At 53.3% G+C, this 21,567-nt stretch carries 13 protein-coding genes; 3 read left to right on the top strand and 10 right to left on the bottom strand.

The window, feature by feature from the left end; genetic code table 11:
- The first annotated feature begins 7 nt into the window (after positions 1-7).
- The 3 genes from HY913_11180 (at position 8) to HY913_11170 (ending at position 2,915) form a co-directional block, all read left to right on the top strand.
- Positions 8-1,390 carry a DUF3696 domain-containing protein gene (locus HY913_11180; protein ID MBI4963828.1) on the top strand — a complete coding sequence of 461 codons (1,383 nt, stop codon included), beginning with the start codon at positions 8-10 and terminating at the stop codon, positions 1,388-1,390.
- Between the two features lies 1 nt (position 1,391).
- Positions 1,392-1,955 carry a hypothetical protein gene (locus HY913_11175; GenBank protein MBI4963827.1) on the top strand — a complete coding sequence of 188 codons (564 nt, stop codon included), beginning with the start codon at positions 1,392-1,394 and terminating at the stop codon, positions 1,953-1,955.
- 210 nt (positions 1,956-2,165) lie between these two features.
- Positions 2,166-2,915 carry a metal-dependent transcriptional regulator gene (locus HY913_11170; GenBank protein MBI4963826.1) on the top strand — a complete coding sequence of 250 codons (750 nt, stop codon included), beginning with the start codon at positions 2,166-2,168 and terminating at the stop codon, positions 2,913-2,915.
- Positions 2,916-2,967: 52 nt separating this feature from the next.
- Here HY913_11170 and HY913_11165 read toward each other — a convergent pair whose 3' ends face one another.
- The 10 genes from HY913_11165 to HY913_11120 all read right to left on the bottom strand — a co-directional run bounded on the left by HY913_11165 (position 2,968) and on the right by HY913_11120 (position 21,094).
- Entirely contained in the window at positions 2,968-4,413 is a 1,446-nt protein-coding gene (locus HY913_11165; protein MBI4963825.1) for a protein kinase, read from the bottom strand.
- Between the two features lie 166 nt (positions 4,414-4,579).
- Positions 4,580-7,948: an AAA family ATPase gene (locus HY913_11160; GenBank protein MBI4963824.1), complete on the bottom strand. Its 3,369-nt coding sequence runs from the start codon at positions 7,946-7,948 to the stop codon at positions 4,580-4,582.
- Positions 7,949-8,692: 744 nt separating this feature from the next.
- The gene (locus HY913_11155; protein ID MBI4963823.1) at positions 8,693-9,040 is read right to left on the bottom strand and encodes a hypothetical protein; all 348 of its coding nucleotides are present in this window, start codon (positions 9,038-9,040) and stop codon (positions 8,693-8,695) included.
- A gap of 62 nt (positions 9,041-9,102) precedes the next feature.
- Positions 9,103-12,471 carry an AAA family ATPase gene (locus tag HY913_11150; protein MBI4963822.1) on the bottom strand — a complete coding sequence of 1,123 codons (3,369 nt, stop codon included), beginning with the start codon at positions 12,469-12,471 and terminating at the stop codon, positions 9,103-9,105.
- 62 nt (positions 12,472-12,533) lie between these two features.
- Positions 12,534-13,412: a peptide chain release factor N(5)-glutamine methyltransferase gene (gene prmC, locus HY913_11145; protein MBI4963821.1), complete on the bottom strand. Its 879-nt coding sequence runs from the start codon at positions 13,410-13,412 to the stop codon at positions 12,534-12,536.
- 346 nt (positions 13,413-13,758) lie between these two features.
- The gene (locus tag HY913_11140) at positions 13,759-14,076 is read right to left on the bottom strand and encodes a hypothetical protein (protein MBI4963820.1); all 318 of its coding nucleotides are present in this window, start codon (positions 14,074-14,076) and stop codon (positions 13,759-13,761) included.
- 61 nt (positions 14,077-14,137) lie between these two features.
- The gene (locus tag HY913_11135; protein ID MBI4963819.1) at positions 14,138-17,506 is read right to left on the bottom strand and encodes an AAA family ATPase; all 3,369 of its coding nucleotides are present in this window, start codon (positions 17,504-17,506) and stop codon (positions 14,138-14,140) included.
- Between the two features lie 666 nt (positions 17,507-18,172).
- Positions 18,173-18,364: a FeoB-associated Cys-rich membrane protein gene (locus tag HY913_11130; GenBank protein MBI4963818.1), complete on the bottom strand. Its 192-nt coding sequence runs from the start codon at positions 18,362-18,364 to the stop codon at positions 18,173-18,175.
- A 34-nt stretch (positions 18,365-18,398) separates the two neighbouring features.
- Complete coding sequence (gene feoB / locus HY913_11125; GenBank protein MBI4963817.1) at positions 18,399-20,768, bottom strand: ferrous iron transport protein B; 2,370 nt, start codon at positions 20,766-20,768, stop codon at positions 18,399-18,401.
- Between the two features lie 11 nt (positions 20,769-20,779).
- Positions 20,780-21,094 carry a ferrous iron transport protein A gene (locus tag HY913_11120; GenBank protein ID MBI4963816.1) on the bottom strand — a complete coding sequence of 105 codons (315 nt, stop codon included), beginning with the start codon at positions 21,092-21,094 and terminating at the stop codon, positions 20,780-20,782.
- Between the last annotated feature and the right edge of the window lie 473 nt (positions 21,095-21,567).

Here is a 21,567-nt window from a genome sequence, read left to right as displayed (position 1 = left end):
GAATCCCATGCCTAGAAAAAGTAGTACTGAAAAAAAGCTGCAGGATGAGAGCCCAAAGAGCATAACGGCGATTACCGTAGGAGGGTTCAAATCGCTCTGCAAGAAACAAGCACTCGAAATACGTCCCCTCACTATTCTTGCAGGAGCTAATAGCTCGGGTAAGTCCAGTTTCATGCAGCCTTTGTTGCTTATGAAGCAGACTCTTGAGTCGAAGTTTGAGCCGGCAGGTGCATTACGCTTGGACGGACCGAATGTGGAATTCTCCTCCGTTGACCAACTACTCTGCAGAGAGGGTGAACGGGGTTACAAAAATGCCTTTTCCGTACGTTTGCAAGTGGATTCCGAGAGCTTTCTGGAGGACGTTTTTGAACGAAAACCTGACCGCGAACATTTCGACATAAAACAAATGACATGGAAGACCAGAGGCAGAAAATATACACTGCGACCTGGGGTGAACGAAGGTGAAATTGCGGCGGAGGCTGGGCGTTTATTAGGGGCTGAATTCGAGAAACTGTCCGAGCGCTCGAGTCACAAGGTGTCTTGGTCTATCCTGCCTTACGGCTTCTTGGGGCCAGCCTTGGTACGCTGGCAAGTTCCAACGCAGAAGACCACTCGGGGAGAACAAAGAACCACAATAATCAAAATGGAACCTAGCGTCACGGTCGACTCGCTGTTGCGAGGATTGATTCATCTGCCAGCGGTACGCGGGACTCGGGAGCGGAGCTATCCGTCAACTGCTGTAGGTCCTACGTTCCCCGGAACGTTTGAGCAATACGTTGCCAGTTTAGTAGATTATTGGCAAGCCAGCAAAGATAACAAGATTATTCGGCTAGCCGAGGCGCTGGAGGATTTACGGCTTACGTGGAAAGTCGAAGCCAGACGAATTGATTCCACTCGCTTCGAACTGCTGGTAGGCCGGCCGCGTAGGAGGCCAAGTCAAGGTGCAGATAAGGACCTCGTAAATATCGCGGATGTTGGATCGGGGGTGCCACATGTCCTACCTGTATTGGCAGCACTAATCGAGGCCGTTCCAAGCCAAATGGTTTTCGTTGAAGAGCCTGAGTGCCACCTGCACCCGAGATCACAAATTGGCCTGGCGAGACACCTAGCAGCAGCTGCTAAACGTGGGGTAAGGATTATAGCTGAGACTCACAGCTCACTCTTGCTTCTGGGAATTCAAACTCTTGTAGCTGAAGGAAAGCTCTCGCCGGACCTGGTAAAACTGCACTGGTTTGAACGTGACAGAAAGGGCTTCACGAAGATTACTAGCACAAACCTCGATAGCGCCGGCAGATTTGAAACCGAGTGGCCGGAGGATTTTGGGGATGTAGAATTGGAGGCCCAAAGTGACTATTTGGACGCTTCTGCGAAGCGTCAAATGGGCCTGTAAAATGCCTGCACGATCTTCCAAACGGCTCGTCGTAGATGCCGACATTCTGTTGAGTGCCGGCGGTGAGAAGGCCACGCATCCTCGCGCAATCAGTAGCCGCGATTTTCTCAAGGCCATTCGGAGAATATGTCATAAGGTGGTGACGACACCGGAGATTGCGGCGGAATGGTACAAGAAACCAACGAAAAAGCGGAAGAGTCGACGACTCCAAGCCTTCGCTAGTACATGGCTCACGAGCATGCACGCGAAGAAGAAAATAATCTTCTTGAACCCGCCTCGGAAAACCTCTCTGCGCAACAAGGCCAAGAGGTTGGTTGCCAAGAAAGGGGACTTGGAAACGCTGCTCAATGATATGCACCTCATTGAGGCGGCTTCTAGCGCGGACACGATAGTGGTATCTTACGACGAGGCGGCACGAAAGCTTTTTCACCAAGCTGCGTCAAATCTTGGAGAGCTTAGAAACATCGCCTGGGTTAATCCGGAAAATGAAGCTGAGGAGCCTATAAAGTGGTTAGAGGCTGGGGCTCCCAAAGATCAGTCTCGCTTGCTAGGCTCCAACCCTTAGCGTCATAAAACACAATCAGCTCTGCAATTGGGAGAGGAACTCTGGCCCGTGTCCAGGGACATTCCTGAACCTTCGCTCTGGGAGGTCGTTATGGTTTCCGGTCAATAGAAAGAAATCCTTTCTGCACCGGAACCAAAGCCAGACCAGAAAACTTGACAATAGGCGCGGGGTTCTTCATACTCGGCGTGGATCACACCCAAGGGGTTTCCTATGCCACAATCCAAGCCTGCAGCCCCTCTCAGTTCGGCCATGGAGGACTACCTGGAGGCGATCTATCACCTTGAGCAGGAGCGGCGCATCGCGCGAGTGCGCGATATTGCCAATAGGCTCGGGGTGAAGATGTCGTCGGTGAGTTCCGCGCTCAAGATTCTGGGATCGAGAGGTTTGATTCAATACGATCCGCATCAATTTATCACTCTGACCGACCGCGGCATAAAAAAGGCTGAGGAAATCGTACGCAAACATGAGGTGCTCAAGCGTTTCCTAGTCGGCGTCTTGCAGATTGAGCCGGAAGTCGCTGAGGACAATGCCTGCCGCCTGGAACATCACCTGGACCCTGAGGTGATGGAGAAACTGGTCAGGTTCGTGGAATTCATGGAAATGTGCCCGGTGGATCAGACCAGGTGGTTGGAAAAGCTGGCCGATAGCTGTAATGAATGCCTACCCTGCCTCGAAGAGGCGCGAAAGAAGCTCATAACGAGGGCCGAAGCTCAGAAGGCAGCCCTGCAAGATGGTTTGACTCTGGCCGAAGCGGATGCGGGGTCTCAGGTCATGATAGCCAGCATCAAGGGACCGGCAAAATTGAAAAAGGTCCTGTCGGAGAAAGGCCTGGACACCGGCGCAATAGTAGGGATAGAAAAACGTGACAGGGTTTCCGGGGACCTCAACGTCAATACCAAGGGGTATCATATCTCCGTGAGCAAAGCGGACGCATCCAAGATCCTTGTGAAACCCATCTGAGACAAGCAAATCAACGCATACGCCCGCCGAACCCTGTCATCGTCATCGGACACTACTCTTGGCAATCACTCGTACCCCGCTTGGGACCGGTCACGCTGAGCTCTACTCCCAGGTTTTTGAGTCGCTCTGAAAAATCTTCGACCAAACGTGCCAATTCACTTCGATCCGCGTCACGGTAGGACATCCGTAGGACCATTTGCTCCATGCCGGGACCGCCTGCCTCTGCGTGGCCTGTGAGGTACTTCTCGGCTAAAGGTTTGAGGTCTTCCAGCACCTCCGCCATGCTCTGATGTCTCATGGCCGGGTCTTTTTGCGTGGCCCTCTGGATGAAGGTATTGAACTCAAGCGGCAGATCCGGGTTCAGTGAACGTAAATCGGGGACCGGCTGTTCTTTGTGCGCTCTCAACATGTCGCCAACGTTAGGCCCAGGAAATGGCTTCCGGCCAGTGACCATTTCAAAGGCCATGACGCCAAATGAGTAGATGTCCGTCCTTTCATCGATCGAATCTCCTTCTATCTGTTCGGGCGCCATGTAGTAAGGTGTTCCGACAAGATCCAAGTTTTCCCCCATGCCAACGTGGCAGGCAAGGCCGAAATCGACTATCTTCGCTCGCTCTCCTGTCTGCATGAATATGTTGGAAGGCTTTATGTCCTGATGAATAATGCCTTCCCCGTGGGCATAGCTCAATCCGCTGCTCACCTGCATTAGAACGTCCAGTGCCTTCGGGAACGGCAGCACCGCCATCTCCTCCAGCATTGATTCCACGGAGAAACCGGAAAGACACTCCATAACGATGAACGCGGTGCGATACAGATGCTCGATATCGTACACCCGTACGATGTTGTCATGGTTCAAGCGAGAGACGATGCTGGCCTCGTTGCGAAACTTCTTCTGGAAGTCCGGGTCCATGGCCAGGGTGTGTTTCAGCATCTTGATGGCAACCGGCATATTCAGGGCGTGGTGAATGCCCTTGTAAACGATGCTCCATCCGCCTTCGCCAATCACTTCGTTTATGATGTACTTTCCCACGGATCTGTGAAGCACGAACTTGGAACCGGCAATCCGGTCACTCACGATCTCGGTGATGAATTCTCTGAGATCGGGATAGGCCAGACACATTTCATCGAATTCCGCCCTTGTTATACGCCAGAGCTTCATTTCCGCGTCCGCATCGACGTGTGCCGTCCTTTTTTCGCCTGTGCAGAGGGCCATCTCACCCACCAGATCGCCCGGCTTGCGTTTGACCACGAGAGTTTCGACGCCGTCTCTCTCGTCTATGATCGTGCAGGTCCCGTGCTGAATGAGATACATGCTGTTGGCTTCTTTTCCGCGCTCGATAAATCGCTCACCTGCCTTGACAGTTACCGGCGCCACGCACGCGAGGAGATGCGTCTTGGCCGATTCCGGCATTGCCCTGAAAATGCCGCTTCCATATAGGAAATCCACGTCATCATCGGAAACTTTTTTCTTCTTGAGCCATTTGGGACGCGTGCCCATCTTGCACCTCTCACAGTCGGATCGGTGTCTTGCCCATTCTCGTGGTAGGACCGGCATCTTGCCGGTCCTCTTGTATCCACTGCCTCCGGCGATATCACGGAGGAGGTGACTGCTAAGATGCCTCAAATGACCGGCAGGATGCCGGCCCTACCATGGAACAAAGCGTTCACAGCCTGGCTAACGCCTCTTGAGCTTTGCCCAGCCAATAGTCCATCTTCATCTCCTGCAACATCGTCTCGGCTTTTTTCAGTGTTTCCAGGGCCTCTTCCAGTCGGCCCGACTCAGCGTAGACCTCACCGAGCCACAGATAACCGCAACAGTAGAACGCTGCCGCTCCAAGCTCTTCGAGCATGCTTATCCCCTGCAGTAATTGCTGGTCCGCGGCCTCGATGTGCGCTGGGTCCGTTTTGGCAACTACCCTCCCAAGCCAGGCCCTAGCAATGCCTTCACACTGTCTTTCTTTGTTTTCAATTGAAAATTGCAGCGCCAGATCGGCATGTGTTCTTGCTTCTCCCATGTCGCCCAGCTCGAATTTGGCATAGCTGCGGAACCAGTGGTGCATGGATCGCCAATAGGACATCCCAAGATCGGCGTGCATCTTGAGCCCCTTCTCTGCGAACTCAACCGCATCCTTGAACTGCCCCATCAAGCAGTTCGCGTATCCTAGCCAAGCCCATGCATGGCCCAGTAAGTATATAGTCTGCGATTCTTCCAAATGCCTGATCCCATTTTCAAGATGCTCTGCTGCCCTTTGTCCGTTCCCCCTAAATGCAATCCAGCAGCCGTATCCCCATTCTACAGCTCCCAGCGTGGCCGTGTGATTGATTTCACGCGCAAATGAAAGGGCTTTCTCAAAAAAATTCTCGCCCTGGTCAAAATTCCCAGACCCTGACGTGCTTACCCCCCACAGCATGAAAACAGCTGCGTACACGTTGAAAGACTTGCCAAAGAATTCGGCCTGCGTTCGAGAGGTCTCGATCAGGCTAATGATCGTAGGAGCGATTCGGTTTACTCTCCGGTAATCCCCTGTCACCGCACATAGTGTGCACAGGTCATATCCGACCGGAACCATGAGTTCAACATCCTGTATTATTTCCGGATGTGCCATACAACTCTCCAAATATTTCCATGCTAGCTGCGGGTCACCCCCCTTCATAATATAATAGACCCCTAGAACGCTCCTGATTTGCTGTCTCTCCCTCTCATCGCCAAGCTCTTCGGCCATCGCTTCGGCCTTCTGAAGCATAGGGAGGTAATCCTCCGAATAGCCGATCCTCCTCCAGGGCATCTGCATTGCCAAAACGAGGTCTATCTGCTCTTTTTTATTCTCATCGGTCGGGGGCAGATGGGAGAGGACCTCCATCGCTTCCTTGTAGAACCGAACTGCTTCGAACGCTGCGTCATTTCGGAGAGTCTTCTCCGCGGACGCTTTTAGATACTCGTACGCCTTGGCCGCATTTCCGCTCTTTGAGTAATGATAAGCCAGCATTTCGCAGAATTCTTCGAGTCTCTGGGGGTATAGGCTCTCAATGGCCCTGCCTATCCTCTCGTGAATCTCCTTTCTCCGGTTGATAAGCAGGCTGTTGTACGCGACCTCTTGCACTAGCGCATGCCGGAAGATGTACTCAAGGTCGGGGAAAAGGCTCTTCTCGTAGATGAATTCCAGCCCTTGAAGGTTGACCAGCCCTGATTTCAGCTCCTCTTTCATCTCAGTGATGGTTTCAAGGATGCGAAAGGCAAATTCCCGCCCTATAACCGCGGCCACTTGCATTATCCTTTTGAGGCTTTCCTCCAGACGGTCCATCCGAGCCGCTATGATCCCTTGAATGGTTTCAGGGACCTGCATGCTGGAGACATCACGGGCCAGGACAAATCGATCATTCTTTTTCTGGATAGAGCCGTTCTGAAGCAGGCTATGGGTAAGCTCCTCCATGAATAGCGGATTTCCTGCGGCTCTCTTGAGTATCAGTTCCCTCAGCTCGGGGACCACATCTCCACCCTCAAGGATAGCTGCCACGAGTTCTGCGCTTGTGCTCGTAGAAAGGTGCCCCACTCCAATCATGGTGTAATAAGATTTGCTCCCCCACTGATGCGTGTATTCGGGCCGGTACAGAAGCAGGAGGAGAATTCGGGTTCGTGGGAGCCAGCCGATCATGTAGGTGAGGAACTCTTCCGTGGTCTTGTCTATCCAATGCAAGTCTTCAACGACCAGAACGAGCGGCCGATCTTGGCTGCCGCGGATCAGCAGGTCCCGGATGGCCTCAAAGGTCTTTTCCCTCTTCTGTTTCGGCTCTAGCTTGGCGAATTCTTCATCATCGGCCTTTAAGGACAACAGTTCTTGGCATGGCGGAATAATGTGTGCAAGGTTCTCGTCCAGCCCAAGGATTCTCTCTTTCAGCTTCTGCCTGATTACGTGCTCTTGCTCGCCTTCTTTGACCCCGATAAAGGACCTTGTAACGTCGAGTATGGGCAAATAGGGCATGGAACCGCCGTAGTGCAGGCAGCGTCCTTCAAAATAGGTGAAATCCCCCTTGGGAAGCAGATTTCGGAACTCCAGCAAGAGCCTCGATTTGCCTACTCCTGCCTCGCCCACGATGCCGACGACCTGGCCTTCTCCTGATTGAACCTTGTCGAACGCCTCTTTGAGGGTTTCCGTCTCACGGTCGCGACCCACAAATCTGGTAAGGCCCTTGGCAGCAGATGCAGCAATCCTTGTTTCAACCTCCGTTGGCTTTACGAGCCGGTATGCCTCGACAGGCTCTTCTTTGCCTTTCACATGGAGTTCGCCCATCGGCTCGAACTCGAAAAACTCTTTGGCTTGTCTGTATATGTGGTTTGATACCAGCACGCCACCGGGCTGAGCATTGCTCTCCATTCGAGCCGCAAGGTTTGCCGTATCCCCTTGGGCGGTGTAGTCCATTCTTAGATCGTCACCGATGGAGCCGACAACCACAGGACCGGAATTGAGGCCTATTCGCATAGTGAAATCAATCCCGTGCCGGTTTTTAAGGCTCTCTCTATAAGGCTTCAGGGCCTTCTGTGTAGCGAGGGCTGCATAGCAAGCTCTCTGTGCATGGTCCTCGTGAGCGATGGGAGCACCGAAGAGGGCCATGAGCCCATCCCCGCGAAACTGGTTGATGGTTCCCTCGTATCTGTGGATCTCGTCCATCATGAGGCGAAAGCACCCGTCCATGACCTCGTGAACCGACTCGGGATCGAGGTTTTCGAACATGGCCGTGGAGTTGGCAACATCCGCGAAGAGGATCGTGACGATCTTCCGTTCGCCCTCGATGGAGCTGCGAGTGGTGAGGATCTTCTCGGCTAAATGCTTCGGGGTGTACGAATGAGGCTGGTCATAGTCCAAAGGCCTGGCCTCTTTTGGCTTGCGCAGATCGTGGCCGCAGTCATCGCAGAAAACGCTGCCAGGGTCGCAAGGATGCGCACAGGAAGGGCATTGCAATTGAAGTCCTTTGCCGCACTGCTTGCAAAATTTTGCCGCTTCTCTATTCTCGAACCCGCATTCCACGCATTTCATCGGAATCCCTCCCCGTTGGCAATATCCTTATTGCGATTGTCCAAATCTTTGACCAAGTTGCATGGGCCACATACCTTCATTTCGGCGGAAGCCGGAATCCAGGAAGGATTGTGCTGCCGGGCAAGCCAGAAGTGGCACCCAAAGCATCATCCTCAACCACGGCATCTCACATGAAAAAAGACAAAGTTCTTGGCAATCGGTCTTTCCCCCTGCTCTGCCGTTCTGGTAGGGCCGGCATCCTGCCGGTCATTTAAGGTCCTCGATCACCCCACTGGGGGCCAGAAGAGGACCGGCAGGATGCCGGTTCTACCGGTTGTCGGTCCTACGGGGCCAAGGGCAGCTCTACCTCGAATATGGTTCCCCGGTGTCGATGCAGTCTTGCGAGGACCTGCAATACGGACAGCGGTCCACACCTTTCCGCATTCACTCAAGGATGCGATGAGGCGCTCACTGCGGCCACAGCCCGCCTTTAGCTTTGGCGAACGTAGCCCTTTCTCCGGCGCAACACGGCCTTTGGGACAGGAAAGCTGCGTACGCCAATGGCCACCGAAACCAAGGCCGTCCCGGACCACGGGCGTGCCTGGACCAGTTGCTTGCCGGGATATTTGTTCCACAACTCGTGTCCGCCGCGACCACAGCCTATTCACAGAACTTTGATGCGCTGCTTGCGGAGGACCGCTTTTTCCTGGTCGCTAAGTTTCCTCAGCGAGCCCCTCTTGGATTACCCTACACAGTGGCAGAAGGCTAAGGGGTTTTTGGGATGGGCTTCGCTGCTTCATAGCCTTCCACAGCATGATAAACATTGGCGTTAATGAGCGTGTCGCGAATAACGGATGAACAGAATCGCTGCAGCCCCGCCCCGGACTTGGTGTAGCCAACGACCAGAACAGTCCGCGCTCCTGTTAAATAATAGAACTGGGCTGATTCCGAATCAATTTCCATCTCAGGCGGGAACTGGTGGCCAACGTAAGGAGTCAACCTCTGGACGGCCACATTGTCTTCCAGGCCGGTCCAGGTGAACAGAACCACAAAACGGTAATACTCCGGGGGAAGCTGATCCACTTGAGTTCTTAGTACGTTCGGTTTTCCCATGATCGTAATCCTCCTTTCAGTCCTTTATCCCTTTGGGATGGATACGCGCGGACGGCTTTTGTTTACCCTTCCGCGCAACCTGTCTCTATCCTGCGGTGCCATCCTTCAGCACCGCATTCTTTGAAGAGCAACAGGGACTTGAGTAAACACTCTTTTCCCTCGGCCGCCCGACCCTGCATTTTCAGGAATTGCCCAAACACCATATAATCACTAGCCAAATCCCACTTCATCTCCAGTTCCTCGTGGCTGACAATCGCTGCCTGGATCCAGGATTCGGCCTCTGCAAAATGGGGTTCGCCCAGATGGAAGAGAATGTCAGCCAGGTGGCGCGCCATTCTCCCATAATACAACCTCGATTTATTGGACCTTAGAAGTTGCACCAGCGAGGGAAGGTCAAATTCCCTTTCCCCCGCTGCCCGGGCAGCCCTTGCCAGGGCCATCTTGTTGAGGTTGACACAAGAGGGATAAATCCCCACCCTCTGGCGAAACAGGATGGCCTGCCGGTAGTGCGTTCGGGACTTTTTATAATCCCCTATTTCAAAATAGGCATACCCCAGGCCCTGATGGCCGATCGCCAAGAAAGAATTCAGTTGGATCCTTTCAGAAAGGTCTATTCCTTTGAGCAGATGCTCTTCTGCCGCTGTGAAAAAGCCCTTGTAAAAACAGGAGAGCCCATGGCAGACATACGCCATGGCCTTGGAGTATATGTCCCCACTGATTTCGGCTATTTCCAGGGCTTTGAGACTGGTACCAAAACCCTCCTCCACCTTACCTTGATTGTTATACGCATAATGGCTAAGATTGCTGTTCATGGCCGAAACCCCCCAAAGATTTTGAGTGGCTTCGTAGATCCGAAGTGCTTTCCGGATGCTTTCCGCTCCTCTCTTGAAGTGGCAGTCCCAGCATAGAGCCATCCCGTAGAAGAAATGAGCCAGCATGGCTAAGACTTGATCGGTCGACTCCTCGGCGTTCTGTATGGCCTTTTGCAAGAGTTCATAGCCCGGCGCAAGGTCCTCCTCGACGGCAGATTGGTAAAATCCCAATATGAGGCAGGCTTGGGCCATCAATCTCTTGTCGCCTTGGTTGAGGGTCATCTCGACTATCGGCTCTATGGCCTCCTTAGCCCCTGCCGGGTCACCCTCTCTTAACAAGGTCAGACCATGCCAGATCCTGGCGTCAATACGTTGTCGTTGAACTTCCGGTGTTGGAGGCAAAAGCTCCAGAGCATCGATTCTTTTTTGCGCGTACGCAATCGCCGATGAAAAGGCTGCCTGCGCACGGGCCCGCTCAGAGGTTAGTCTTGAATAGTCCGCGCTTTTTTGAAAATCCCCACCGATCATGAAATGGTCGGCCAAGATACTGTGGTGGGAGTCTAGGCTGTCCCCATACAGTTCCTCAATGGCTTTGCCGATCCTTTGATGAAGCAGTTTCTTTCTGCTTGTAAGTATCGAGCCATAGACCACCTCGCGGGTGATCGCATGTTTGAAAACGTAAAAGGATTCAGGGTAAATCCCGCGTTCGTAGAGAAGTTCCGCTTCCTTGAGAACCGACAGATGAGAGAGCAATTCTTGTTCGGGAAAGTCGGTAACCGCCTTTATGAGCTCGTAGCCGAATTCCCTCTCTATTGTGGATCCAATTTGGAGCACCTCCTTCGCAGGTTCAGGCAACGAATCCACTCGCGCCATGATGACTTCCTGAATTGTAGAGGGTATGGCCACATGATTAATTTCTCTGCTTAGTCGGTACGCCCTGTTCGGTCCCATAATGATTGCCATGTCCTTAAGGGCCCGGACGAACTCCTCGATGAAAAACGGCACCCCTTCCGTTTTTTCCAGTATGAGTTCCTGAAGCTCAGGCGCGATCTCTTTGTCGCCCAGCATGTGCGCGACCATAGCCAGGCTTTCTCGATTAGAGAGGCGGTTGAGAGTAATTTGACTGTGATAAGACTTACCACCCCAGGGGTGAACAAACTCAGGGCGATAAGTAAATACCATCATGATCCTGGCGCCTGGGATACTCTCCAGCAGGTGCTTGGCCGAGTCCTCCGAACTCTTATCCATCAAATGCAGGTCTTCAAAGGCTAATACCAGCGGCCGCTCCTGGGATTCCCTCAGGACTTTTCGCTTTAAAGAACCGAGAATCCGGTGCTTCTTTGCTTGCGAACTCATGAGGAGACTGTCTAAGCCGCTATCTTTGACGGCCAGTAGTTCCAGAAGATACGGTAGGGTGGACGCTTCATCGACTCCCAAGCTGGTCAGCTCTCTTTTGACTTTCTCCGTTACTTCCGCGTCCCCGTCCCCGTCCGCGATGCCAAAGTTGGCCTTCAGCACTTCGACTATCGGGTGATATGCCACTCCCCGGCTGTAAGAAAGGCATCTTCCTTCAAGGAAAATCATGTCTTCGTTGGCTATGGCTTTTCTGAATTCGTATAGAACCCTGGATTTGCCGACTCCAGCCTCACCCACAATGGAGACGGCTTGCCCTCGGCCTTCCTTGCACCGCTCGAAACCATCGAGCAATAGTTCAAGCTCTCGTTGCCTCCCCACAAAGCGGGTCAATCCCCGCTCTGCGCTCACATCAAACCTGGTCCTGCCGCCGCTGGGGCCGATTACACGGTAAACCTTGGCCGGTTCTTTCTTGCCTTTGATCACCTTTTCGCCGAGCGCCTCAAAGCGAAAAAGTCCTTCGGTGAGCTTGAAGGTCTCTTCGGTGACGTAGATTGTCCCCGGCTCAGCCAGTTGTTCCATCCGGGCGGCCATATTGATCGTGTCACCGACCGCGGTAAATTGGACTCGAAGATCATTGCCCACACTCCCCACGACCACCGGCCCGGAGTTGATACCGATCCGTAGCTGAATCGGAGGAATTTTGCGCTCACTTGCGATCCTCTCGCTGAATCGCGCGATGTCGCGGTGCATGGCCAGCGCTGAGCGGATCGCCCTTTGGGGAGCATCTTCCAAGGCTATGGGCGCGCCGAAAAAGGCCAGCACCCCGTCTCCTCGCAATTCATTCACCGTGCCCTCGAACTCGTGAACCTTAAGAATGAGGATCTCAAAGACCTTGTCCATAAGAGCAAAGGTCTCGTCGGGGCCAAGCCTCTCGGTGAGAGCAGTAAATCCCTTCATGTCCACGAACATGATGGTGACTTGTCTGCGTTCACCCTCTATCTTGTCTTTCTGTGAGAGGATCTTTTCCGTGAGCCCGCTGGGGAGATACTTCTGAAGGTTTGCAAGCTTTTCATCGAAGGAGAGTCCTCCGGCCGGAGCACTTTGCGCTGGTGAGGTGAGGATGGCCCCGCATTCCCCGCAGAATTTGAACCTGGGCGGATTGGTGGCACTACAGTTGACACAAATCACTTCCAGCTCAGCGCCGCACTCGCCGCAGAACTTCATCTCCGGAAAATTCTCGAACTGGCATTTCCGGCATTTCATAGCTTCCCCCCGCCGGATTGTGGATTTTACTGTCGGCCAAACCGTGCGATAACGACCTTGTCTTAGAGTCGCCCTCTGACGACGCGAGGCGTCCCGGCCGGGTCCCCGAAGGTTCGAATTTCGGTGAGCCCACCCAGGGAGGCAAATATGTCTCGTACAGCCTCGTTCTGGCCGTCGCCGATTTGGAGTATCAATGCTCCTCCCGGCCTGAGATAATTCCTGGCCTCTTCGGCTATTCGGCGGATCACGTCAAGTCCATCCCGACCGCCATCGAGTGCCAGAAAGGGTTCAAAGTAGTTGATTTCACGCGGCATGGTTGGGACCACACCCCGTGGGACCCAAGGCGGATTGGAACAGATCACATCGAAAGTGATCGAGCGCCGCACAGCCCCGAACAAATCGCTGGCCAGGAAACTAATTGATTTCGCAGCACCGGCATCCTTTGCATTAAAGCTTGCAATAGTCAAGGGAAGAGGATCGATGTCTGTGGCGACTACCGAGGCATCGGGTGCTTCCGAGGCTAACGCCACCGCAACCGCTCCCGACCCGGTCCCTATTTCGAGAATTCGCGGGGCGGCCTGTCCGTGAATCTCCTGTAAGACCGCCTCGACGAGGATCTCGGTTTCCGGCCTCGGTATCAAGACCCCTGGAACGATCTGAAAGCGAATGGACCGGAATTCCTTTTGCCCTGTAATCAGAGCTACCGGCTCTCTCATTGCCCGCCGGTGGATGAACTCACGGTATCGGGCCATTTCCTCGGATGTCAAAGGCCGATCCGGATTCAGGAACAAGTGCGGCCGATCCGCGTTCAGGCAGTGGGCAAGCAGAGATTCCGCATCGAGGCGCGGTGTTGGAATACATATCCTTTTGAAATGATTCTCAGTCCATTCCAGCACGCTTGTCACAGTCCATCGCGTGGCGCCTGTATGTTGTTCCACCATGGTCGGCCCCGATTACGCAAAGAACTCCTTAAGCCAATGCGCGATCAAAGAAATAACATCCAAAGTCGCGGGTACATGAAGTGTTATCAAAGAAATCCCCCCTGCCCCTTTTTTGCAAAGGAGGGTGACATCTTGACTTCCCCATCTTTTTTAGCGGAAGGTCAGGGGGGATTTTGATCAAGGGCCTCACTTCTGCTCCCATCTAGATCACTTCTTCCTATGCGAATCGATATCGCACCGTGGAAGATCGCTGTTTGTCTCCAAAGAAACCGAAGCGCGGCTCAGGCGGTGGACTCCTCTTACTCGGCCACCGCCCCCCTCAGTGGCCCCATTTTAGATCAGCACGCTACAGTGGCAACACCTGGCTGATCTCGTTAGCATCCACGGCATGATAAAAACTGACCTCAATGGCAGTGCCGAAGACGATAGACGAACAAAAGCGCTGCAGCCCCTGCGCGGAAGTCGTAAAGCCGGAAAATATGACAGTTCGCGCGCCGGTTAAATAAAGGCAGACCGCCGTTGCCGCATCAATGCCCGTTCCTTCGAAGGAGTGGCTAAAATACGGCTGAAACCTTTTGAGGGCAATCTCATCTTCCTGGTAGGTCCAGTTGAAAATGGCCACAAAACGGTAAGCCCCTTCCTGTCGAGAAAATGCAACTCCCATAATCTTGATCCTCCTTTCGTATCCCTACCCCTTTACAACGGATAGTCACATCCCATTCCGGTTACCCCTCCGGGAAACCGGTTTCCACGTTGCGGCACCACCCTTCCGCGCCGCATTCATTAAAAAGCAACAGGGCCTTGTCCAAGCAATCCTTCTCTTCTGCCGTTCGACCCTGCAATTTCAGCAATCGCGCAAGGAGAATATAGTCTCTGGCCAAATCCCACTTCATCCCGAGTCGCTCGTGGTTGAGAACCGCCTCCTGTAACCAGGATTCGGCCTCCGAAAACTGGCTTTGGTCCCGCTGACAGAGAATTTCAGCTAAGTGGCGCGCCATTATCCCGTAATACAACCTTGACTTGTCGGTCCCCAAAAGTTGCACCAAAGACGGAATGTCCAAATCGGCGTTTCCGGCAGTCCCAACTGTTCTGGCCAGGGCTATCCGGTTCAAGTCAAGACAAGAGGGATAAATTCCGGTCCGCCGGCGGGACTGGATGGCTTTCCGGTGATGGGTCTCGGATTTGCTGTAATCCCCGGTTTCAAAAAAGGCATACCCCAAACCCTGATGGCCGATGGCTGCAATCGCATCTGATTGGATCCTTTCACACAGAGATATACCTTTTAGCAGATGCTCTTGCGCCTCCGGGAAAAACCCTTTGTAAAAACAGGAAATCCCGTGGCAAACATACGCCATGGCCCTGGAGAGTATGTCCCCGCTGGACTCGGCTATTTCCACGGCTTGGAGACTGGTGGCAAATCCCTCCTCCACCTTGCCCTTATAATTGTAGGCGTAATAACTTAGATAGCTGTTCATTACCGAAACCCCCCAAAGATTTTGAGCGGCTTCATTGACTCGCAGGGCTATCTGAATATGCTGGGCTCCCTCGTCAAATTGGCTATCCCAGCATAGAGCGGTCCCGTAAAAGAAATGGGCCAAGGTGGCTAGAGTCACATCGGCAGCCTCCTCGGCGTTTCGTATGGCCTTTTGCAGGAGTTCAAAGCCCGGCCCAAGATTCTCCTGAATTATGAATTGGTAGGCCCCCAATATGAGGTTGATTTGGGCCAGTCGCCCCTTGTCCTCGCTATTTTGGGTCATCTCGACTATCGGCTCGATAGCCTCTTTAGCCCCTGCAGGGTCGCCAGTCATAAACAGGGTTAGAGCATATTGGGTCCTGGCATCAATCAATTGTGATTCGATCTCCGCTGTTAGCGGCAGGCGCTCCAGCGCTGCGACCCTTTTTTGCGCGTACGAAATGGCCGACGGAAGAGCGGCCTGTTTGCGGGTCCGCTCGTAGGTGAGTCTTGAATAATCGGCGCTTTCTTGAAAATCCTCGCTGACCATGAAATGGTCGGCCAAAATGCTGTAATAGGCATCGAGGCTTTCCCGATACAACTCCTCAATAGTTTTGCCGATCTTTCGATGGAGCATTTTCTTTTTGTCGGCAAGCATTGAGTTATAAACTACCTCGCGGGTGATCGTATGTTTGAAAACGTAGGTTGCCTGAGGGAAGATTCCTCGTTCGTAGAGAAGTTCCGCTTCTTTGAGAACAGACAGATGGGAGAGCAACTCTTGTTCGGAATAGTCGGCAACCTCCTTTATCAGCTCGTGAGCGAATTCCCTCTCTATTGCCGATCCAACGTGAAGCACTTCCTTTGGGGCCTCGGGCAAGGAATCTACTCGCGCCAGGATGATATCCTGGATCGTGGAGGGAATGGCCACACGATCGATGTCTTTGCCCAGATGATACGCCTGGTCCGGTCCCTCGATCACTGCCATGTCCCTTAGAGTTCGGACGAATTCCTCGATGAAAAAGGGGATTCCTTCCGTCTTTTCCAGTATGAGTTCCTGCAGATCGGGCGAGACCTCGGTGTCACCCAGCAGGTGGGCCACCATAGCCAGACTTTCTCGATTGGAGAGGCGGTTGAGAGTAACTTGACTGTGAAAGGACCGGCCACCCCACGTGTGAACGAACTCAGGACGATAGGTAAATATCATCAGCACTCTGGCGCCCGGGATACTCTCCAGCAAATACTTCACCGTTTCTTCCGAACTTTTATCCATTAAGTGCAGGTCTTCAAAAGCCAATACCATCAGCCGCTTCTCTGATTCCTTCAGGACCTTTCGCCGTAGGGAATCGAGGATTCGGTCTTTCTTTGCTTCCTGACTCATGCGGAGGCTGTCTACCCCGCTGTCTTTCAGGGCCAGCAGCTCCAGAAGATACGGCAGCGTGGAAGCTTCATCGAGCCCCAATGTGCTTAGTCCGCTCCTCAGTTTGTCCCTGATTATCGAATCCTCGTCGTCGTCTTCCACGCCAAAGTTCGATTTGACCACTTCTATTATCGGGTGATAGGCCAGTCCTTTACTATAAGAGAGGCACCTTCCCTCAAGGAAGGCCACGTCTTCGTTGGAAATTGCTTTTCTGAACTCATAAAGCAGCCTGGATTTGCCAACGCCGGCCTCACCCACAATGGAGACGGCCTGTCCTCGGCATCCTCTGGACCGCTCAAACCCATCCAGCAATATCTCGAGTTCTCGTTGTCTTCCAACAAACCGGGTCAGCCCCCTCTCTGCGCTAACATCGAACCTGGTTCTGCGGCTGTTGGGCGCTATTACGCGGTAAACCTTCGCGGGTTCCTCCTTGCCGCTGATCTCCTTTTCACCGAGGGCTTCAAAACGAAAAAGCCCTTCGGTAAGTCTGAAGGTCTCGTCGGTGACATAGATGCTCCCCGCGCCTGCGAGTTGTTCCATCTGTGCCGCCATGTCGAGCGTGTCCCCGACCGCGTTGAATTGGACCCGAAGATCACTGCCGACGCTCCCCACAACCACCGGCCCTGAGTTGATGCCGATCCGTAACTGGACCGGGGGAATTTGGCGCTCGCGCTTGATTTTCTCGCTGAATCGGGCCATTTCTCGGTGGATGGCCAGGGCTGAGTAGATCGCTCTCTGCGGAGAGTCTTCCAAAGCTAGGGGCGCGCCGAAAAAGGCCAAAACCCCTTCCCCTCGCGATTCATTCACCGTGCCTTCGAACTCGTGAACTTTAAGGACGAGTTTTTCAAAAGCCTCATCCATGAGGGAGCGGGCCTCGTTGGGGCTCAGCGCCTCGGTGAGAGGCCCCAACCCTTTCATGTCCACGGACATGATGGTCACCTGCCTGCGCTCACCCGCTATTTTGTCTTTCTGAGAGAGGATCTTTTGCGTGAGCCCGCTGGGGAGATACTTCCGGAGGCTGGCAAGCTTTTCGTCAAAGGGGAACCCTTGGGTCGGATCACTTTGCGCCTGTGAGGTAATTGTGCTTCCGCACTCTCCGCAGAACTTAAAATGCGATGGATTGGGGGCGTTGCAGTTATCGCAGACAATTTGCAGCTCGGCACCGCACTCTCCGCAGAACTTCATCCCGGGAGGATTCTGGAACTTGCATTGCCGGCATTGCATGGCTTCCCCCGCCGGACCGCCGAAAAAGGGACAGCTAAGTCCCTAACCTTTGAAGAATTGGAACGCAGTGAAATGAATGATGATTGCTCTACCCCCTAATGCACCTGGTTTACTGTAATTTGCATCGTAACCTTTGTCAATCGGTTCTCTGGCGGGAATGGAGTTGCAACTCGTCTCAAGCCAAGCTTTTGTCAAATGGATTATGCCCTTAGCTCAGCCAATCTTTCGGAATCCGATTATGTTTTCAGGAATTGGAGAACACGGAGGTGTCCGCGGAGGGTAGATCGTTAATCAAACGCAGGGGCAGGCCCTCGTGTCTGCCATGAACTGCGCCGCCGGGCCGAACTAATTGATTTGTATCCCAAGAACGTGCCGGCACGGAGGCCGCGGCGTACCAATTTCCACGGGGCGCTTTAGGTAATGGGACATTATTTTTGACACTCGCTATAACGCCCATGTGCCGCCAAACAATGAATAATTCGCTGAATCAGACACGGGCCTGCCAAAGAGCCCAGGTCCGTGGCACTCCCGGGCCGATACTGATTGGCTGTTGGGTGCCACTGACCTGGGAACCAGGTCAGTGCTGTTTTTGATCCGAGATTGTCTTCACCGTTTGAAAGCGAACTGGCGTAATCCGTTCCTAAAAACGCGTTCCGGAATTACCAACTACTTGCTACCAGCCCGCGCACGGTCCGGCTGACACTCGGCATTGGGTTCCCCACCCTGCGAGCAACCGGAGCAACCACACCCGCAGTCCGAGCCAGGGGTCCCGGCTCCCTTGAAGTTTTTCCAAAACCGCTTTCCAATGAACAGAGCAGCGGCTATTACAAGTAGTCCGACTATTATCTCTTGCCACATGATGAACTCCGGGGCTATCAGCCTTCGAGATTTCCTACGTCCCTAATTTCAACATGGTACCGCCCCAATGCACCACCAGGGCCACGCAATAGGCCAGGATCGTGGTGTAGCCCATGGCGAACAGCACCCATCGCCATTTCGTTGTTTCTTTTTTTATGGTTACCAAAGTGGCTACACAAGGGTTATAAAGCATCACAAACAACAGCAAGGTGAAAGCCTTCAAAGGGTTCCAGTGGGGGTCTTTGCTGAGCTTTTCGGAAAGGCTCTCAGCCTTTTCCGGTTCCACTTCGCCGAGACTGTATGCGGTTCCGAGTGTGGCTACAATGACCTCTTTCGCGGCAAAACCGCCCAATAGGGCAACATTTGTTCGCCAATCGAAGCCCATAGGGCTGAACAGACTTTCCAGAGCCACCCCTATCCTGCCGCCTATGGTGTTTCTCAGCCTCGCGCTTTGTTTCTCGCCTTCCAATGCCGTCTTTTTTTCGGAGTAATCCTCGTAAGCCTCTGCCAATCGGCTCACAGGTGCCGAAGCTGACTCGCGCCGACCGGCTTTCTTTTCTCGTTCCCTCAGAGCCGAGGCCAATTCAAAAAAGATCGGGTTTTGCTTTTTGAGTTCCGAAGCCTTTTTTTCGTCAAACACCTTGCGGAACTTCTCGAACGACTCCAGATCGTTCTCGGACTTGAAAACAGGGGCCGCCACGGGATCGGCAAGAAACGCGGCGGTAAGGCTCGCTTCATTGTCCTCGAAAGGTTTGGCCTTTTCCGCGGGCAAAGACGGGAAAGACATCATGGCCCAGAGAACAACGGACACGGCCAACAGGATAGTTCCCGCCTTCTTTATGAACATCCACGTCCGCTCCCAGGTGTGGATGAGAAGGCCGCGCATGGTCGGCACTCGGTACGGGGGCAACTCAAGGACAAACGGCGCCGTAGGACCGGCCAAAACCGTTGAGCGTATGACCTTTCCCGCAGTGAGCACCATGACCCATGAAATCAAGGTCAAAACAAACATTACCGTAACTTTGTGTTCCGAAAAGAAAGCGCCGATGAGAAGCGCGTATACCGGCAATTTGGCCCCACAATTCATAAGAGGGGAAACCAATATGGTGACCAAACGTTCCTTGGGCTCTTTCATCGTCCGGGTGGCCATTATCCCCGGCACAGCGCATCCTCCCGCGATTCCGCCCGCGACCATCAAGGCCAGCATCGAAGCCCCATGAAGTCCGAATCCACGCAATACCCGGTCAAGCATGAACGCAATGCGCGCCATGTATCCCGTGTCCTCCAAAATGGCTATGGCGAAAAACATAAAAGCGATCAACGGCGTGAATTTTACAACGCCTCCCACGCCGTCTATGACCCCACTGACCACGAGGGATTTGAAAGGGCCTTCGGGCAAAGCCCCGCCCGTGATCCCGCCAAGCCATTTGAAGAATATATCCAGGCATCTCACAAACGGCTCGCTGCCTTGAAAAGTGAACATGTAAACCAAATACATGACTGCAAGGAGAATCGCCGGCCCCAACATTCGATTGGTCAGCACCTTGTCAATGGATTCGCTCAAATGCACCCGGTCGCTGATCTCCACGCTGACCGACTGCCTTATGGCCCCTGCGATGAATCCGTAACGAGCGTCGGTGAGGATTATTTCCGGTGGGTCTCCAAAAATGTCAGACAGATGCTTTCGACTCTCTTCCACCTGTTGGACAAGGCCACTGCCGCTAATCTGGGCTTCGACCTTCTTTGCTATTTCAGCGTCTCCCTCAAGGAGCTTCATGGCAAGCCACCGGTTGGACAACCCGTTGCCGGCTACCTGCCCGTTGGAAAGCCGTTCCTCTATTTTTGCCAGCTCTTCCTCAACCTCAGTGCCGTAGTGGAAATCTCGACGCTCCGCTGAACCGTCCGCGTCATCAGCTACCTGTACGGCTCTGTCCATCAGCTCTTGGATGCCAACGCGCTTTTTCCCGTTCGTGGGAATCACCGGCACGCCCAACAATGCAGAGAGTTTTTTGTCATCAATATCGATGTGCCGTCCTCGAGCAACATCAATCATATTGAGGGCTATCACGACCTTAGCCCCCATTTCGAGGAGTTGAACCGACAGATACAAATTGCGTTCCAGATTGGACGCGTCCACCACGTCCACAACCACATCGGGAGCGTCATTGACTATGAAATTCCGGGCAATGATTTCTTCTATGGAATAGGCGGTAAGCGAGTACGTACCTGGAAGATCCACCACATGGATCTCCCTATCGCCGTGTTTGAGGGTGCCTTCTTTTTTTTCGACGGTTACGCCGGGCCAGTTGCCCACATGTTGTCGGGCCCCTGTAATGGCGTTGAAGAGAGTGGTTTTTCCTGCATTGGGGTTGCCCGTGAGGGCAAGGGTGATTGGACTGCGCATAGTTACTTCGATCAGGCGGCCTTCTCCGGCTCGTTCATGAGTATGTCGGCAGCCTGGTCTTTTCTCAAGGTCAGGTGGTACCCTTTGACGATGAACTCCATGGGATCGTTGAGAGGCGCGTACTTCACCACCTCGATTGTGGTACCTCTGACAAAACCCAGTTCCATCATCCTGAGCCGGAAGTCAGGTTGTCCGCAAACCTGGAATATGGTCCCCTTTTCTCCCGGTTTATATTCAGAGAGCTTAAAGGTCTCATGGACAAGGCATTTGTTGCCGGAGAAGGACGGGCAATCTCCGCATTGGTCTTCAGCAATTGAATGGGGCATCTAAAACTCCCGGTCATCGGTACTGAGATGGAGCATTGCATGCAACCATCTATGAGTCATAGCCCTATCATAGTTAGTTGCATCGAACTTATTTTTAATGGTCGCTTATGCGTTTGTCAAGCTAATTTTTTCGATGACCAATATCTCGACAGATCTTTTGTGATATCCTGCGTGTAACTGTTCAGCGAGAAGTTGCCTTTTCAGGTCCCATTGGGGGAGCGAGGCAACCTCCCCCGAAGGGCGCACTGGCCGATCGGCTACTCTTACGTTAGGGGTGCGCGGCAATTGGCTGGGGCCTAATTCATACCAGGTCGCGTTTAAACACTGAAGGATCAGGTAGATCCCGCACGGACCTGGGAACCAGGTCAGTGCTGATTTTGGATCAAACAATCTTCACCGTTTGAAGGCGAATCCGTATCAGATGGGACCTGAACCCCCATCTCTTTGGAATTCGTTTTTTTTGAGGGGGATCA

Source organism: Desulfomonile tiedjei (genome assembly GCA_016212925.1).
Taxonomy (GTDB): Bacteria; Desulfobacterota; Desulfomonilia; order Desulfomonilales; family Desulfomonilaceae; genus JACRDF01.
Note: the sequence above shows the minus strand (reverse complement) of the source record. Positions and strands in the feature narration are given on the sequence as shown.